The organism is Flavobacterium panacagri (assembly GCF_030378165.1).
Taxonomy (GTDB): domain Bacteria; phylum Bacteroidota; class Bacteroidia; order Flavobacteriales; family Flavobacteriaceae; genus Flavobacterium; species Flavobacterium panacagri.
Map to the genome: position 1 here is coordinate 5859827 of NZ_CP119766.1, position 16928 is coordinate 5876754.

The 16928-nt window shown below is 34.1% G+C and carries 13 protein-coding genes; 6 read left to right on the top strand and 7 right to left on the bottom strand.

Annotation, left to right across the window (positions count from 1 at the left end; translation table 11 throughout):
- Nucleotides 1-67: 67 nt before the first annotated feature.
- A complete protein-coding gene (locus P2W65_RS24845) occupies nt 68-2047 on the top strand; it encodes a retaining alpha-galactosidase (RefSeq protein ID WP_289662389.1) in 1980 nt (659 codons plus the stop codon).
- A 50-nt stretch (nt 2048-2097) separates the two neighbouring features.
- On the opposite strand, the gene P2W65_RS24850 is transcribed toward P2W65_RS24845, so the two are convergent.
- Nucleotides 2098-3054 (bottom strand): aldo/keto reductase, encoded by a 957-nt coding sequence (locus P2W65_RS24850; RefSeq protein WP_289662390.1) that lies wholly within the window; start codon nt 3052-3054, stop codon nt 2098-2100.
- 170 nt (nt 3055-3224) lie between these two features.
- On the opposite strand from P2W65_RS24850, the gene P2W65_RS24855 reads away from it, so the two are divergent.
- A complete protein-coding gene (locus tag P2W65_RS24855) occupies nt 3225-3422 on the top strand; it encodes a DUF433 domain-containing protein (protein WP_289662391.1) in 198 nt (65 codons plus the stop codon).
- A gap of 201 nt (nt 3423-3623) precedes the next feature.
- Here P2W65_RS24855 and bglX read toward each other — a convergent pair whose 3' ends face one another.
- The 3 genes from bglX to P2W65_RS24870 all read right to left on the bottom strand — a co-directional run bounded on the left by bglX (nt 3624) and on the right by P2W65_RS24870 (nt 8717).
- Nucleotides 3624-5921 carry a beta-glucosidase BglX gene (gene bglX / locus P2W65_RS24860; protein WP_289662392.1) on the bottom strand — a complete coding sequence of 766 codons (2298 nt, stop codon included), beginning with the start codon at nt 5919-5921 and terminating at the stop codon, nt 3624-3626.
- 326 nt (nt 5922-6247) lie between these two features.
- Entirely contained in the window at nt 6248-7627 is a 1380-nt protein-coding gene (locus P2W65_RS24865; RefSeq protein WP_289662393.1) for a sialate O-acetylesterase, read from the bottom strand.
- A complete protein-coding gene (locus P2W65_RS24870) occupies nt 7617-8717 on the bottom strand; it encodes an SGNH/GDSL hydrolase family protein (protein WP_289662394.1) in 1101 nt (366 codons plus the stop codon). Before P2W65_RS24870 ends, P2W65_RS24865 begins: the two co-directional genes overlap by 11 nt.
- A gap of 216 nt (nt 8718-8933) precedes the next feature.
- Here P2W65_RS24870 and P2W65_RS24875 point away from each other — a divergent pair, with 216 nt between their 5' ends.
- Nucleotides 8934-9443, top strand: a complete 510-nt coding sequence (locus P2W65_RS24875; protein WP_289662395.1) for a C40 family peptidase — start codon at nt 8934-8936, stop codon at nt 9441-9443.
- Between the two features lie 128 nt (nt 9444-9571).
- On the opposite strand, the gene P2W65_RS24880 is transcribed toward P2W65_RS24875, so the two are convergent.
- Nucleotides 9572-11149 (bottom strand): L,D-transpeptidase family protein, encoded by a 1578-nt coding sequence (locus tag P2W65_RS24880; RefSeq protein ID WP_289662396.1) that lies wholly within the window; start codon nt 11147-11149, stop codon nt 9572-9574.
- 168 nt (nt 11150-11317) lie between these two features.
- Nucleotides 11318-11734, bottom strand: a complete 417-nt coding sequence (locus tag P2W65_RS24885) for a DUF1573 domain-containing protein (RefSeq protein WP_179002328.1) — start codon at nt 11732-11734, stop codon at nt 11318-11320.
- A gap of 164 nt (nt 11735-11898) precedes the next feature.
- Between P2W65_RS24885 and P2W65_RS24890 the strand changes: the two genes are divergently transcribed.
- The 3 genes from P2W65_RS24890 (at nt 11899) to P2W65_RS24900 (ending at nt 14697) form a co-directional block, all read left to right on the top strand.
- Nucleotides 11899-13164, top strand: coding sequence for a sensor histidine kinase (locus P2W65_RS24890; protein ID WP_289662397.1), 1266 nt, complete (start codon nt 11899-11901; stop codon nt 13162-13164).
- Nucleotides 13161-13847, top strand: coding sequence for a response regulator transcription factor (locus P2W65_RS24895; protein ID WP_289662398.1), 687 nt, complete (start codon nt 13161-13163; stop codon nt 13845-13847). The genes P2W65_RS24890 and P2W65_RS24895 overlap by 4 nt, the downstream gene beginning before the upstream one ends.
- Nucleotides 13848-13932: 85 nt before the next feature.
- Nucleotides 13933-14697, top strand: coding sequence for an MBL fold metallo-hydrolase (locus tag P2W65_RS24900; RefSeq protein WP_289662399.1), 765 nt, complete (start codon nt 13933-13935; stop codon nt 14695-14697).
- Between the two features lies 1 nt (nt 14698).
- On the opposite strand, the gene P2W65_RS24905 is transcribed toward P2W65_RS24900, so the two are convergent.
- Nucleotides 14699-16903 (bottom strand): B12-binding domain-containing radical SAM protein, encoded by a 2205-nt coding sequence (locus tag P2W65_RS24905; protein ID WP_289662401.1) that lies wholly within the window; start codon nt 16901-16903, stop codon nt 14699-14701.
- Between the last annotated feature and the right edge of the window lie 25 nt (nt 16904-16928).

Consider the following 16928-nt stretch of genomic DNA (forward strand, 5'->3'; position numbering starts at 1 on the left):
TTTAGTAAATGCTTAAGTCAAGCTCTTAAATGAACTTACATCACTTGTATGGTTTAAAAATGTTCTCATGAAAAATATATTTATTCTTTTTTGTTTCATACTCATCAATTTTTCTTTCGCACAGAAGAAACAGGATTTTAACGTAGTTTCTCCTAATGGAAAAATCGAAGTTAAAATTGTTGCAAATGATAAAATATTCTGGTCAATTTCGCACGAAAAAGATTTGATTTTAGCACCGTCTGAAATGTCTTTAACTTTGGATGGAAGTATTGTTTTAGGAAAAAATCCAGTTGTTTTAAATTCGAAAAAAGAAAGTGTTAATACTTTTTTTGAAACGCCTTTGTATAAAAAGAAAACCGTAAAAGATCAATACAGTAAACTGACTATCAACTTTAAAAATGATTTCGAAGTTGAATTTCGTGTTTTTAATGATGGTGCAGCATATCGTTTTATCACAAAAAAGGAAAAAGAGATCACAGTAAAATCAGAAGAAGTAGTTTTAAATTTTAATCAGGATTACAATACTTTAATGCCATATGTTCGTGATTTGAGAAACCCGAAAGATCAATTTATTTCTTCGTTTGAATCACATTATGAAAACAAAAAAGTAAGCGAATTCGCAAAAGATACTTTAGCTTTTTTACCTTTTTTAATTGATTATAAAAACCATAAAAAAGCAGTTTTCCTAGAAGCAGATTTAGAAGATTATCCAGGATTATTTGTCACCAACAATAAAAACAAAACAGGTTTTGAGTCTCGTTTTTCTAAATACCCAACTCAAGAAACCAACGGCGGATTTAATTACCTCAACAAACTTATTACCGAAAGAGCCGATTATTTGGTAAAAACCAAAGGAACAAGAACTTTTCCATGGAGAGCGATTGTTATTTCTGAAAATGATGCGGCTTTAGCCAATAACGATATGGTTCAGAAATTAGCAGAACCATCCAGAATAAAAGACATTTCGTGGATAAAACCCGGAAAAGTGGCTTGGGATTGGTGGAATGACTGGAATATTTACAATGTCGATTTTAAAGCAGGAATCAATACGCAGACTTATAAATACTATATTGATTTTGCTTCTAAAAACAAGGTTGAATATGTAGTTTTAGATGAAGGCTGGAGCGTTGAAACCGATATTATGAAACACAATCCAAATGTAGATTTGGAAGCTTTAATTGCTTACGCGAAAGAAAGAAATGTTGGTATTATTTTGTGGGCTTCGTGGATGGCAATCAATAATAAAACAGAAGCCGTTTTTGACAATTATGCAAAACTAGGCGTAAAAGGTTTTAAAGTTGATTTTATAGATCGTGACGATGCAAAAATGGTTAATTCCGTTTATGATATTGCGCAGAAAGCAGCCAATCATAAACTAATTATTGATTTCCACGGCATGTACAAACCAACTGGAATTCAGAGAACATTTCCAAATATTTTAAATTTTGAAGGTGTAAAAGGTCTTGAAAATAATAAATGGACGCCAAATGATGATGTTCCGCTTTATGATTGTACCATTCCGTTTATAAGAATGATGGCCGGCCCAATGGATTACACTCCCGGTGCAATGCGAAACGCCACAAAAAGCGAATTCAAACCTAGTCATTCGACTCCTATGAGTCAGGGAACCAGATGTCACCAATTGGCACTTTACACTATTTTTGAAGCGCCTTTGCAAATGATGGCCGACAGCCCAACGGCTTTTATGAAAGAGCAGGAAAGCACCGATTTTATTGCTAAAATCCCAACCACTTTTGATGAAACCGTCGCTCTTGATGGAGAAGTTGGAAAATATGTTTCAATTGCCAGAAAAAAAGAAAATACTTGGTATTTAGGTGTAATTACAAATTGGGATTCCAGAGATATTACAATTGACTTTTCTTTCCTTGAAAAAGGTAAAAAATTCCAAGCCGAAATCTTCTCAGATGGAATAAACGCAGAAAAAGCGGCAACTGATTATAAAAAAGAAATAGTTACAGTTGATTCCACAACGAAATTAAAATATCATTTGGCTAGCGGTGGCGGATTAGCGATGATTATTAAATAAATGAAAAGTTTATAACCCTAACAGGTTTTAAAAACCTGTTAGGGTTACTATTAAGCTAATATCTTCTCAATCGCATTCAATTCATCAGCCGTAAAATCAGTATTCTGAAGACAATCAATATTATTACACAATTGTTTCACAGAACTTGCACCGATTAAAACCGATGTAATTCGTTTATCTTTTTGCAGCCAAGCCAAAGCCATTTGTGCCAAAGACTGATTTCGATTTTGAGCAATTTCATTCAGCTGAATCAATTTCTGAATTCTTTCCTCCGTAACCTCATCTTCTCTCAAATGTCCGTTTGGATTATGTGCTCTTGAATTTTCTGGAATTCCATTTAAATATTTATCCGTCAAAAGTCCCTGTGCCAAAGGCGAAAAAGCAATGCAACCTACTCCTTTTTCTTCTAGCACATCAAGCAAACCATCTTCAACCCAACGCTGCAACATCGAATATTTAGCCTGATGAATCAAACAAGGCGTTCCTAATTGCTTTAAAACATCAACAGCAACTCGAGTCTGTTCTGCCGAATAATTGCTGATTCCAACGTATAAAGCCTTTCCACTTCTAACAGCATAATCTAAAGCCATCATAGTTTCTTCGATTGGCGTTTCAGGATCTGGACGATGCGAATAAAAAATATCGACATAATCGACTTTCATTCTCTTTAAACTCTGATCTAAACTTGAAAGCAAATATTTTCTTGAACCCCAGTCGCCATAAGGACCATCCCACATAGTGTAACCAGCCTTAGTCGAAATTATAATTTCATCACGCAGATTTCCTTGAAAATTATGCCACAAAATTTTACCAAAATTAGTTTCAGCAGAACCTGGAACAGGTCCATAATTATTGGCTAAATCATAATGTGTAATTCCTTTATCAAAAGCCTCTACAGCAATACTTTCGGCATTATCAAAATTATCTACTGATCCGAAGTTATGCCATAATCCTAAAGAAATCTCTGGAAGTAGCAATCCGCTTTTCCCACATCTGTTATATTTCATTGTTTTAATTTATAAGTTGGAGGTTTAATAGATTTTAAAAATACAAAAAACTCCCGCAGATTTTGCTGATTTAGGAGATAAAAAAATCTTCCTAATTTGCTCAATCTGCGAGAGGAAATTAAAAATCTAATTCATTTTTAATTTTGCAAATTTGTTTAAAATTTAAAATTATGAATAATAATTGGCAAAATTTAATTTCGATAGATTCTGATATCAGATTTGGTAAGCCTATCATAACAGGAACGAGAATTTGTGTTTCAGATATTCTTTCGTGGCTTTCTACAGGAATGTCTTTTGAACAAATTATTGAAGATTTTCCGGAATTAAACAAAGAACATATTCTTGCCGCTCTAATTTTTTCTGCATAATAATATTCAATAGCGTCCAGCTTTAGCTGGATGAAAATATAAACGCAATCAAAAAGGCTTTAGCCAAACTTTAAAGTTCGGCTAAAGCCTTTTTCTATTCAATCATATTCCCCCTAGCTAAAGCTAGGGGCTATTGAAAAATTAGTGAATTCGTGGCCAAAAAAAACTTTGTGCCTTAGTGCCTTTGCGGCAAAAACCCTTCTATTCTTTTATCTCAAAACCACTTTGCAAACCTTTATCAGAACTTCCTCCAACCATGATTTTGAAAGTTCCCGGCTCTACTAAATAATTTCCTTCGTTATCATAAAAACCTAATTCTTTATCCGTTAAAGTAAAGTTTACTTTTTTCGTTTCTCCTTTTTTCAAGTTAACCAATTCAAAACCTTTTAATTCCTTAATTGGACGAATGATGCTTGCAAACTCATCATGAATATACAATTGCACCACTTCTTTTCCATCAAAATTTCCAGAATTAGTTACCTCAATACTAACCTCAACTTTTTCTCCTTTAGCGAAAGCAGTTTTATTAACTTTTAGGTTTTTATAATCGAATTTAGTATAGCTCAATCCAAAACCAAACGGAAACTGAGGCGTTTTCTCTACATCCATATAATGCGACCAGAACACATTTTTATCGCTGTCAATTGGTCTTCCTGTACTGTATTTGTTATAATAAATTGGCACCTGACCTACATTTCTAGGAAACGACATTGGCAGTTTCCCGCTCGGATTGTAATCTCCGTATAAAACCTGCGCAACCGCATTTCCTGCCTGAGTTCCCAAATGCCAAGCTTCTACAATTGCTGGAACATTTTCTGCTGCCCAAGGAATACTCAACGGACGACCGTTATTTAAAACCAAAACTACATTTGGATTTACCTTATAAATTTCCTCTAATAATTCTTGTTGTAAACCTGGTAAATTCAAATCCGTTCTACTCCTTCCCTCACCACTTTGGAAACCGTATTCTCCTAAAACCATTACGACAACATCAGCATTTTTTGCTGCTGATTTTGCAGCTTCAAAGCCGCTTTTATCTGTTGTATTAAAAACTGTTTCAGTTAAGAAAGTTGCTTTTTGTTTCAATAAATCAACTCCTTTTTCAAAAGTAAGTTGATTGTCTTTGTATTGCTGCATTCCTTCTAAAACCGAAACCGCAGTATCATCAGACGCTGCAATTCTCCAGCTTCCCAGCGGGCTGTTTTTATCATTTGCTAAAGCGCCAATCAAAGCGATTTTCTGTCCAGATTTCTTTAGCGGAAGCAAATTCTTTTCGTTCTTCAATAAAACGATCGATTTCTTCGCCATATCCAAAACGCCATCGTTATTAGCTTTACTTCCAACCACTTCTTTCTCGCGTTTTTCATCACAATATCTGTAAGGATCATCAAATAATCCCAATTCAAATTTCACGCGCAAAATTCTTCGGACAGCATCATCAACCAAAGCTTCTTTTACTTTTCCCGATTTTACTAAATCAACAAGCTTTGCTACATATAAATACGATTCCATATCCATATCAGAACCAGCGATTACCGCTTTAGCCGTTGCATCAGCTTCGTCTTTTGCATAACCGTGCGCAATCATTTCACGAATCGAAGCGTAATCAGAAATTACAAATCCGTCAAACTTCCATTTTCCTTTTAAAATATCTCTTTGTAAAAAGGCATTTCCAGTCGCAGGAACACCATTCAAAGTATTAAATGAATTCATAAACGTACGAACTCCAGCATCAACAGTCGCTTTAAAAGGAGGCAAAACCGAATTGTACAATTTAGAATTACTGATATCCACAATATTATATTCCAATCCCGCTTCAACATAACCGTAAGCCGCAAAGTGTTTCGCACAAGCCGCAATCGTATTTACTTTAGCCAAATCTGCAACAGTTTCTCCTTGAAAACCTTTCACACGTGCATAACCCACTTTACTTCCTAAATACGGATCTTCACCCGCACCTTCCATCACACGTCCCCAACGTGCATCATTTGCCACATCGACATTTGGTCCAAAAGTCCAGTTAATCCCAGACGCCGAAGCTTCATCAGCCGCAATCGCCGCCGATTTTTTAATCGCTTCCAAATCCCAGCTCGCCGCTTCAGCCAGCGGAATCGGGCTTAACGTTTTATAACCATGTATTACGTCAAAACCAATAATAAGCGGAATTCCTAAACGGGTTTCTTCTACCGCAATTTTCTGTACGGAACGAACTTCTTTCACGCCTCGCACTGTCAGCATTGATCCGACTAATCCTTTTCTTAAATGTTCGTATTTTAATTCGGCTGATCCACCTTTTGGTGCTGGTCCCGTAACATCCCAAAAACCATTATATTGATTCATCTGTCCTACCTTTTCCTCAAGTGTCATTAACGGCAAAAGCAAATCGATACGCTGCTCAACAGTTTTATTCTTATCCAGATACGGCTTTTTTTGTGCATTCATATTTCCAATCGTAAAAAGGGAAAAGACCCCAATAAATATTATTTTTTTATTTTTCATATGTGTGGTTTAGTTAGTTCTTTTTAAGTTGCTAAGGTTCTAAGATACTGAGATACTAAGTTTCTTTTTTTGGGCGTGTCCCGCCGAAAAAGGCGGGTCGGGCTATCCGTTTCAAGTCCTCGTCTCGTCATTCTGACGAGACTGTGGGCTTTCCACTTCTATCCCTCACGCGAACGGTTTCAAAAGAGCGTTTTTTGGTTATCTTGTCATCCTGAGGAACGAAGGATCACACTAGAAACTCCACACAGAACTTCGCCAATCTTTGTCGAATTCCGAGTGTGATTTCTCCTTTCAGTCGAAATGACAAAAAAATCTAAAATCTAAAATCATTCTGTTGTAAAACAAGAAGCAGGCAGGTTCGCTTTATTAAACAAATCTGATTGCGTTGTGTTCCCCCATGCAAATCTCACTTTTGCCGGAGAAGCCACTTTTTTACTTGTCAAAATCACTTCGTTATTTTTAATTGAAGCTTCAGCAGGATAGAAAACTCCATCTGCTCCCGCAACTTCAAATTGATTCGATTTTTTATCCTTAAAATAAAGTCCATCTCCATAATCAAAAGAAACAATAAGTTTGTTTTTCTCAATTTTAAGGCTTTTAAAAAGAGGACTATTTACCAAATTTGAGTTTATTTTATAAGTATCGGCTAAAGCTAAATTCGCCAAACGAATTCCAACCGATTTTTTATTTTTTGGATGAATATCAATCGTATCCGAAATATCACTAATCACAACCATTCCCGTTTTTGAAACTTCTTTCAATAATTTTCTCTGTGAATCTCTAATCGTGACATTCGAAAAATTATTCGATCCTGTTTTAAAAGGTGCAATCTGAACATAATAAAACGGAAAATCGTCTTTCCATTCTTTTCTCCATGAAGTAATTAATGCACCTAATGTTTTGTCATAAACCAAAGAACCCACATTCGATTCTCCCTGATACCAAAGCGTTCCCGCAATTTTAAATCCAGCAATTGGATAAATCATCGCATTGTAAGCACGCCCGGGTTGTCTTGGACCATATTCCTGTTCGTTAAGTTTTTTAGCATTTTCTAATAAAATTGGATCGTTGTTTACGACTTCTGCTGGCATCCAGATTTCAGCGGGAGTTCCGCCCCAATTGGAAGATATTAATCCGATGGGAACATTTTTTAAATCTTCGCGCAGTCGTTTGGCAAAAAAGTAACCAACAGCACTAAAATATTTCATGGTTTCAGGAGTCGATTCTGTCCAGTTTCCCAATAAATTATTCTGGGGATTTTCTGCCGTCAATTTAGGAACCGTAAAAAATCGAATGTTTGGATTTGTTGCATTTTTAGCTTCTTCTTCTCCATCATCAATTCCCCAGCTTACAGACATTTCCATATTCGATTGTCCGGAACAAAGCCAAACTTCTCCAATCAAAATATTTTTTAAAACTACTTCATTGTAACCTTTTATAGAAATTGTAAAAGGCCCTCCAGCTTCAGGAGTTTTAATCGTAATTTCCCATTTTGCCTGATTATTTGCAACAGTTTTATATTCTTGATTATTCCAGCTTGAAACCAGTTTAATTTCTTCTTTTGGATTCGCCCAACCCCAAATTTTCACTTCAGAATTGCGTTGTAAAACCATATTATCACTAAAAATATTCGGAAGCGAAACGTTTGCCATCATAGTACTGGAAATCAATAAAAAGAAAACAAACTTATAGATATTATTTTTCATTTAGCAGTTTCTTTAAAAATGGTGCATATTCGTTTGCTAAAACCTTGTGATCTGCCACATCCGGATGACCTGAACATCCATTTGGAGTCATGGGTTTAAATTTGAAAATCTGAATTGTTTTGTGTGATTTATCATCCGCGAAAGCGTTTTTAACTTTAGTAAGACAGTCTTCAAAAACAACTCCTCTTTCTCCGCCAACCATTGGGCTGTCTGTAATTACAATCTGCACTTTTGGATTGTGTTTGTACAACATTTTAATGAAGTTGATATAATTCGAAACATATTTTTCTGGATTAAAAGGCAGACGCTCTTTCTTTCCATCTCCGCCAGAAAAATCATTTGTTCCTAAAGCAATACTGATGATATCGGGCTGAAAAGCAAAATCATATTTAGGTTTTGAAGCGTCTTTTGTCAGATATAAATTAGGATAAACATCCGGCATTATCGCTTCCTCTTTATTTTCATCATTCCAATTCCTGTACATCCCGATTCCAGAAACACAGCTCATTAAATAATCAACATCAATCGCTCTAGAAAGTGTTGGCCCATAAGCATAATAACCGTTATGATGATCCATATATTCACCTTTATCGCAAGGAACATCAGATGGATCACTCGCGGCACCACAAGTAATAGAATCTCCAATGAATTCGACTTTCTTTTTCTTCTTAAATGAAATCGGAATTAGTTTCGCTGTCGTTCCAGCAAATAATATATTTCCGCTTTGGGCTTCTGTATTTTTATAGATTTCTAAACGATGCTCTTTTTTATTGGAAGTCACCTGGATTGGAAAAGACTGAACCGCTCCTTTTTCAATTTTGATTTTTCCAATATATTTTCCATCCAAAACCAGCTGAACATAATTATGATGTTCATAAGAATCAACGCTTTGAAGCGAAATTGAACATTCATTTCCTGTAAAATTAAAAACCACCGAAGAAGCTGTTCCGATTAAGATAACCTGATCATTTTGAAGTTGATCAACTCGGCCTTGGTATAAAAAAGTTTTATTTGAATTTTGACTTTGTGAATTCGAAACAACCGAAATCAGCAAAAACGAAATTAAAACAGCTATTTTTTTGAGAAACATAATTTAATTGTTAAATATAAATACGATTCACAAATATATTTGAAAGGAAGAATATAGAAAGATACTAAAATGTCAAAATGCAATAAAAAAACACCACATAAACACATCATTTGGTGGCAAAACAAGGCTTATTCGTACTTTTTAGGGGGCTTTTGTACTTTTTAAAGTAAAATAACAACTTATCTTTAGCGTTTCAATTTATATAAGACTAAAAAAATGAAATCGAGCCTACTATTATTTTTACTCCCTGTTATTTTACTTTCTTCTTTCAATGTAAAAAAGAAAGAACCGAAAATTATAGTTCCGAACGCTAAAATTCAGACCGAAATAAATCGCGATTCTATTATTGCTTATGCCAAGCAATATTTAGGAATTCCCTACAAATATGCTAGCAGTGATCCAAACAAAGGATTTGATTGTTCGGGGTTTGTGAGTTATGTTTTTAAACACTTTAACCAAACACTTCCTAGAAGTTCAAGCGGATATAAAAATTTAGGAACAGCTTTAAAACCAGAAGAATTTAAAGTCGGCGATGTCTTAGTTTTTTATGGATATAAAAACAGAAATATTGTGGGGCACGTTGGCATAATCTGCGAAGCAAACGGAATGCAGTCCAAATTTATTCATGCTTCTTCAGGAAAAGCACAACAAGTTACTATAACAGCACTTGATACAGAACATTATACCAAACGCTTTTATAAATGTGTTGATGTTCTATCTAAATAATTTTATTATTATTTTTTCACGCAGATTTTGCAGATTAGAGCAGATTTAATTTGATCTTTTTGCTCACTGCAATAAATAAATCTGCGAGCATCTGCTTAAATCTTTTCAAATCTGCGCGAAATCAACTTTTATTCTTCTGTTAAAAGCTTTAATAAACTTTCATCTCTTTGGTAAATATCTTTATAGAAATTTAATTGTCCGTCACGATCTACCCAAGCTGTAAAATAGCCAATATAAACTGGAACTTTTTTCTTCAATGTATACCAGCTTTCTTTTCCGGCATGCATGGCTTTGTCAATTTTGGCAGGATTCCAAGTTGGATCTACTTTTAGTAATTCGATTGCTAATTCTCTTGGTTTTGCTACACGTACGCAACCGTGACTGAAAGCTCTACTTTCTCTTTCGAACAAACTTTTTGAAGGCGTATCGTGTAAATAAATATTACTTGAATTTGGAAACAGGAATTTCACTAATCCCAATGAATTATTTTTCCCAGGAAGCTGACGAACTGAGCCGTTGTTCCATTCTAAGTTTTTCTTTTGTAGATAATTTTTATCCCTTGCCATTCCGGGTTTTATTTCCGATTTGATAATACTCGGTGGCACATTCCAATACGGACTAAAAACAATATTACTCATCATACCACTGAAAACAACTGTTTTGGTCATCGCTTTACCCACAACAACTGCCGAAGTAAAAGCAATTTTCCCGTCTTCAATGATATACAGTTTAAACTCTGGAATATTGACTTCGATGTATTTCTGACCTTTTTCCAATTCAGGATCAATCCAACGACAACGCTCCATATTAGCGATAATGGTTTTGATTCGCTCTGAAACTGGAATATTCAAATCGTTTATATGTTCTAAAAGAATAGTATTTTTTGGAGCATAGCCGTGACGCAATTCGTAATTTTTCATGGCTTTTATCAAAACCGTATCACAAACTGCACTTTTAGTGTCTTCTTTTAGATCTTTGGTTACAAAAAGCCTTTCTCTAATTTGAGCAATTACGTTTGACGAATCGCCTACTTTCAGACTTTTATACTCTTCTCCTGTTTCAATGATTTTCCAACCACCTTTTTTCTCGATTTCTCTGTATTCTTTTAAAGCATCACGAAGTTTGTAATACTGACTGAACATCTTTCTTTTCTTATCATCCAAAATGGTTGATTTTTTAAAGATAGAATCTGAAAGCACTTGGTAGTTCAGTTTTTTACGAGGCAAAAGCCATTCTAAAGAAAGTACTGTTTTTTCGTCAAAACCACCCACTTTCTCACCATAATAGTAATACAAATTGGAAAGCAGTAAATCCGTATCTTCTTTAGATAGTTTTTTGGCTGGATTATTTTCAAAAACAGCATTTAATTCGTCTTTATAAGGATAATTTGCTTTTAGTCCTTCCTGATCTAAATTTTTGTACTGATTAAATAAAGTATTTCCAAACTCAACCACTCCTTTATTATCCTGCCACAATTGAGTTGATTTGTTTTTTTGATATAAAGAAGCTACATCATTTTTAAATTTATCCAGTTTTGGGTAATTCTCATAAAACTTTGAAATGCGTGTACTGTCAATTGTCAGTTTTAATTCTGGAATCTTTTCAACTGTTTTTATTGAATTCTCTTCCTTTTTATCTGCTTTCGAATTACACGAAAAAACGATCAAAAAAACAACTGCGATAAAGGGCGTATACCAAATTTTCATAAGTAGGAATTTTTATTAAAAGTAAAAAAAATTCTATTAAATCAAAATCTTAAAAACTGAATCTTAAATAAGCCATTTTTAAGCTATCAGCAAATTCTCTAAAAATAAAAAGCTCCAAACAATTTCTTGTTTAGAGCTTTTGCCATATAACCAACCTAATAAAAATTCTTATATAACTGTACCTTTTAATGTAAGGATTTTTGGAGTTGTTTCTGCACTTGTAGTTACAGTAACTGTTTTTGTAAAAGCGCCTTTGTTCGCTGCGTTATAAGTTGCAGTAACTTTAGCCGATTTACCTGGCTGAATTGGTTCTTTTGTGTAATCTGTTGCAGTACAACCGCAAGAACCTTGAACATTTGTAATTACTACAGCTGTTTTTCCAGTATTTTTAAATTCGTAAACAATTGCTTTTGGAGTTCCTTGTGGGATTTGTCCAACATCAATTGTTTCTGCTTTCCAAACAATTGTAGAAGCTGTAGTTTCTGAAATTGCAGTTTCTGAAACTAAGGATTTTACCGGAGCAATTGCCGAAAAAGACATTAGGCCTAAAGCCAAAGCTAACATCGAAATTTTAATCATTTTCATAACGGATATATTTAAAATGGTTTGTAGTTCATTTTGATATTACAAAGGTAATTCAGACAAAACCGAATCGCTGTTAACCGCTTTCAAATGTTTGTTAATGACTTGTTAATCGGCTATTTTCAGGCTAAAATTCATTAATATTACACTCTCAAAATCCCATATTCTTGAAAATTAATAAACTCAACAGTATCATCCTCTTAGGATTGGTAGCCATCATTAGTATATTGGTAGCGCAATTGCTATGGACAAAAGAGGCTTTTACGATTGAACAGAAAAAACTGAGTCAGAAGGCACATATTGCCTTATTGGAAGTAGCTAAAAAATTGTACGAAGGAACGAATCATGAACTGCCTGCTCAGAATCCGGTTCAGAAAATTTCTAATGACTATTATATTGTAAATGTTGATAATGAATTTGAACCCGAAATTTTAGAGTTTTATCTAAAGACGGAATTCAAAAAAATGAATATCACGACCGATTTCGAATATGCCATGTACAATTGTCAAAGCGATGAAATGATTTATGGCGATTATATTTCACTTTCGAAGAAAAAAGCAGAATGTAAAAAGACTGTTTATTTCCCAAAACACAAAAATCTGGTATATTATTTCGCTGTTCGTTTTCCGAATGAAACTACTTATTTGTTTAGTTCCATGCGATTTTGGTTTATCCTTTCAACCGCTTTGATCTTAATTTTACTGATTTACGTTTATTCTATCTTCAAACTTTTACAGCAGAAAAAATATTCCGAATTACAGCGCGATTTCATTAATAATATGACGCATGAGTTTAAAACGCCATTGGCTTCGATTCTGATTGCTTCCAAATATTTGATCGAACAAAAGCCGATTAAAGAAGATAAAAAATTGTATACTTATACGGATATTATCATCAATCAAGGAAATAAATTAAATGGTCATATCGAAAAGATTTTAAACATTGCCAAATCAGATTATACGCCTCTAGAACTTAAAAAGGAAAGTGTTTTAATTGTTCCGATAATTGAAGAAGCGATAGAAAATATCAAGCTGAAATATCCTGAAGCTTCTCTTTCTATTGAAACGGCATCCACTAAATATTCAATAGAAACAGACTCTTTTCATTTTGGCAATCTGGTTTATAATTTATTGGACAATGCAGTGAAATATTGCAATGAAAAACCTGAAATCAAAATTAAAATCATAGAAGAAAACAATTGTTTAAAACTGGAGTTTAATGATAATGGAATTGGGATTAATCCTAAAAAAATATCTTTTATCTTTGATAAGTTCTATCGCGTTCAGAATGAAAAAAGTAATGAAGTCAACGGATTTGGTCTTGGCTTGTACTACGTCAAAGAAATTTGCAGTCTTCAGAGCTGGAAAATAAAAGCCGAAAATAATACAGAAAAAGGTGTTACCATAACTTTATCTATTCCTTATAAAAAATGAGAAACTTCAAAATACTTTATGCAGAAGACGATGAAACTCTTGCGTTTTTAACCAAAGACAATTTGGAACAGAATAATTATGATGTAATTCATTGTCCAGATGGAAAATCGGCATTAAAAATATTTGAAGAGGAAGAATTTGACATCTGTATTTTTGATATTATGATGCCAAAAATGGACGGTTTTGATTTGGCTCAAGCTGTACGAAAAATTGATATTGATGTGCCAATTATCTTTCTTTCGGCAAAAACCTTAAAAGAAGACAGAATTAAAGGCCTTCGTTTAGGTGCCGATGATTATTTGGTTAAACCTTTCAGTATTGAAGAATTGCTTTTGAAGATTGAGATTTTCTTAAAACGTTCACAGAAAAATATTCCGCCGGTAAAAACCATTTACGAAGTTGGAAAATATCAGTTTGACACTAAAAATTTTATTCTTTTTAATGAGGAAGAAAAAGTCGGACTAACGCAACGTGAAGCCGAATTATTGAAACTTTTTCTAGATCATAAAAACTCCGTTTTGAAGCGTGAACAAATCTTAACTTCTTTATGGGGAACCGATGATTATTTTATGGGAAGAAGTTTGGATGTTTTCATTTCTCGTCTTCGTAAAATTCTAGCCAATGAAGACGGAATTTCTATCGAAAACCTTCATGGAATTGGGTTTAGGTTTTCTATTGGGTAAAATAACAATTCTGCTAAAAATAAAGAAAAATCTGTAAATACATTTTCGAAAAACTTCGTATTTTTAATATCTAAATTTCCTCGATATGAAATTACATCACTTGCGAAATGCCACTTTGGTAATTGAAACAGAAAAGCATGTTATTTTAGTGGATCCTATGTTAGGTAAAAGAAAAACGATTCCGCCTTTTACTATTTTCAGATATAAACCCAAACGAAATCCGCTGGTAGCACTGCCTAAAAATAGCCGTGATATTTTAAGCCGTGTGACGCATTGTTTGATAACGCATTTGCATCCCGATCATATTGATAAAGCAGGCGAAGTATTTCTAAGAAGAAAAAGTGTTCCCGTAATATGTAGTGCTAAAGATGAAAAAGCGCTTGTACAGCGCGGACTCAGCGTGATTCAAACTTTAGAATATTGGGAACCACAAAAATTCCTCGACGGAAAAATCACTGGAATTCCAGCTATTCATGGTTATGGTTTTATTGCCAAATTAATGGGAAATGTAATGGGATTTCATATCGAATTAGCTGATCAAAAATCAATTTATATTAGTTCTGATACCATTTTTACAGAACATGTAGAAAAAGTTTTGACGCAATTAAAACCAGATATTTCGATTGTTGCTTGCGGTACAGCAAGACTAGATTTCGGACAACCATTATTAATGCGAATGGATGATATTCTAAAATTTGTTACACTTGCACCAGGAAAAGTTTTTGCCAATCATTTAGAAGCTTTAAATCATTGTCCTACGACTAGACTACAATTAAAAACGGCATTGTCTGATCATGGACTTCTAAACAAAACTGCTATTCCGAAAGATGGAGAATGTTTGGAGTATTAATTTATAAAACTAATAATCCAAATTCGCGTAAAGTGTTAATAGGTTTTGAATACCAAAATAATTCGAAATCTTCTAACGATGTTTCGAAATCATTTTTTACTTCTTGAAAAGTAACGTTTTTTGTCTTTGAAATCGAAATTTTAGATAGAATCGAAATCAGCCATTCGCCTTCTTCTTTGCTAGTCTGAATGTCAAAACTTTCTTTTTTATCATGAAAAGTTAAAGACATCATTTCCCAGCTTCTTCCTTTTTTTGATTTTGTAAAAAGTTCAGCCGAAGGTTTTCCGCCCAACCAAACTACTTTAGCATTTGGTTTTGTGTTGAAATCATTTTGTTCTTCAAGTGCATTAAAAATAAAATCGGGATGAATTTTTGTTTTCGGAATTTTAAAATCGAACCATTCCTGAAGTTCATAATCAAAACAGATTCCATGCATGAAGTTGAAAAGCGATTTCTTTAATCCGAAACTAAATTTATCATGATTGATGCCTGTTGCATCGGTATATTCAATGTCATTATTGGCAAAAGTTCCAATCTTTTCTGTTTTTTTGGTCACGCCAAATTGTTCCGGATATAACCCAACGGGACTATGAGCCGTCAAAGCAAATTGATGCCAAAAACCCGATTGTAAAACTCCAGCTTCAAATAATTGACGAACCATCTCTAAACTATCAACCGTTTCCTGAATAGTCTGCGTTGGATATCCATACATTAAATAAGCATGAACCATAATTCCGGCTTCGGTAAAATTTCGTGTTACTTTGGCAACTTGTTCCACTGTAACTCCTTTATCAATTAATTTAAGTAATCGATCTGAAGCTACTTCTAAACCGCCAGAAACGGCAATACAACCCGAAGCTTTTAACAAGAGACATAAATCTTTTGAGAAGCTTTTTTCGAAGCGAATATTTGTCCACCAGGTTACAGCTAGTTTTCTTTTTAAGATTTCAAGAGCTAAAGCACGCATTAACGCTGGCGGTGCCGCTTCGTCTACAAAGTGAAATCCGTTTTGACCTGTTTTTTCAATCAATTCTTCTATTCTATCGCAAAGCAGACTTGCCACAACGGGTTCGTACACTTTTATATAATCTAAAGAAATATCGCAGAAAGTACATTTTCCCCAATAACAGCCGTGCGCCATTGTGAGTTTATTCCAGCGACCATCACTCCACATTCTGTGCATCGGATTTACAATTTCTGTAACCGAAATATATTTATCCAAAGGTAAATCTGAGTAATCCGGAGTACCTACATAAGCTTGTTTATAATCGTGTTTTAACGAATTATTTTTATAGACTACCTTTCCATTTTCTAATAGAAAAGTTCTTTTATAAGAATTGTAATCAGGATTTTCTAAATTGGCTATTAATTCCTCGATTGGAACTTCGCCATCGTCTAAAGTAATAAAATCAAAAAACTCAAAAACACGTTTGTCCGAAAGCGAACGTAATTCTGTATTTGGAAAACCCCCACCCATCGAAATCTTAATTTCGGGATGATTTTGTTTTACCCATTGAGCAGAACGAAATGCACTATATAAATTTCCTGGAAACGGAACAGAAATTAAAAATAAGGTTGGTTTTACCGCTTCGATTTTTGCTTTTAAAAGTGAAATTAAAATGGAATCGATATAAGTTGGTTCTTTCTGAAGTTCGGCATATAATTCATCAAACGAATTGGCACTTCGTCCTAAGCGTTCTGCATAACGGCTGAAACCAAAATTCTCATCGACACATTCTACAATAAAATCTGAAATATCTTCAAGATATAAAGTAGCCAAATGTTTGGCTTTATCCTGAGTTCCCATTGTTCCAAAAGCCCAATCCAATTCTTCTAACTGCGCAAAACGAGAAGCCTCGGGCAGAAAATCTTCCTGACAAATCTGCAACGCCAAAGTAGGATTTTTTCCCTGTAAAAACTGAATTACAGAATCAATCGTTTTGATGTATTCATCCTGTAAAGCAAAAATACGTTTCGAGTTATCCGAAACATCAGAACCTGAAACTTGAAACCTAAAACTTGAAACTTCAAACAAATCTGAAAGTCCTTTCTTCGAAAACAATTCCAAAATGACATCAATACCCAAATCAGCCTGAACCGATTCTATATTTTTGGTATTCAGAAAACCTTTTATATAAGCCGTTGCCGGATACGGGGTATTCAGTTGGGTAAAAGGCGGTGTAATTACAAAAATTTTCGTTTTCAAAAGGGAATTATTTTTTTGCAAAAAT

What these genes read in the sequence shown, in the direction of transcription:
- P2W65_RS24845 (WP_289662389.1), top strand. Translation starts at nt 68, where the DNA reads ATGAAAAATATATTTATTCTTTTTTGTTTCATACTCATCAATTTTTCT.
- P2W65_RS24850 (WP_289662390.1), bottom strand. Translation starts at nt 3,054, where the DNA reads ATGAAATATAACAGATGTGGGAAAAGCGGATTGCTACTTCCAGAGATT.
- P2W65_RS24855 (WP_289662391.1), top strand. Translation starts at nt 3,225, where the DNA reads ATGAATAATAATTGGCAAAATTTAATTTCGATAGATTCTGATATCAGA.
- bglX (WP_289662392.1), bottom strand. Translation starts at nt 5,921, where the DNA reads ATGAAAAATAAAAAAATAATATTTATTGGGGTCTTTTCCCTTTTTACG.
- P2W65_RS24865 (WP_289662393.1), bottom strand. Translation starts at nt 7,627, where the DNA reads ATGAAAAATAATATCTATAAGTTTGTTTTCTTTTTATTGATTTCCAGT.
- P2W65_RS24870 (WP_289662394.1), bottom strand. Translation starts at nt 8,717, where the DNA reads ATGTTTCTCAAAAAAATAGCTGTTTTAATTTCGTTTTTGCTGATTTCG.
- P2W65_RS24875 (WP_289662395.1), top strand. Translation starts at nt 8,934, where the DNA reads ATGAAATCGAGCCTACTATTATTTTTACTCCCTGTTATTTTACTTTCT.
- P2W65_RS24880 (WP_289662396.1), bottom strand. Translation starts at nt 11,149, where the DNA reads ATGAAAATTTGGTATACGCCCTTTATCGCAGTTGTTTTTTTGATCGTT.
- P2W65_RS24885 (WP_179002328.1), bottom strand. Translation starts at nt 11,734, where the DNA reads ATGAAAATGATTAAAATTTCGATGTTAGCTTTGGCTTTAGGCCTAATG.
- P2W65_RS24895 (WP_289662398.1), top strand. Translation starts at nt 13,161, where the DNA reads ATGAGAAACTTCAAAATACTTTATGCAGAAGACGATGAAACTCTTGCG.
- P2W65_RS24900 (WP_289662399.1), top strand. Translation starts at nt 13,933, where the DNA reads ATGAAATTACATCACTTGCGAAATGCCACTTTGGTAATTGAAACAGAA.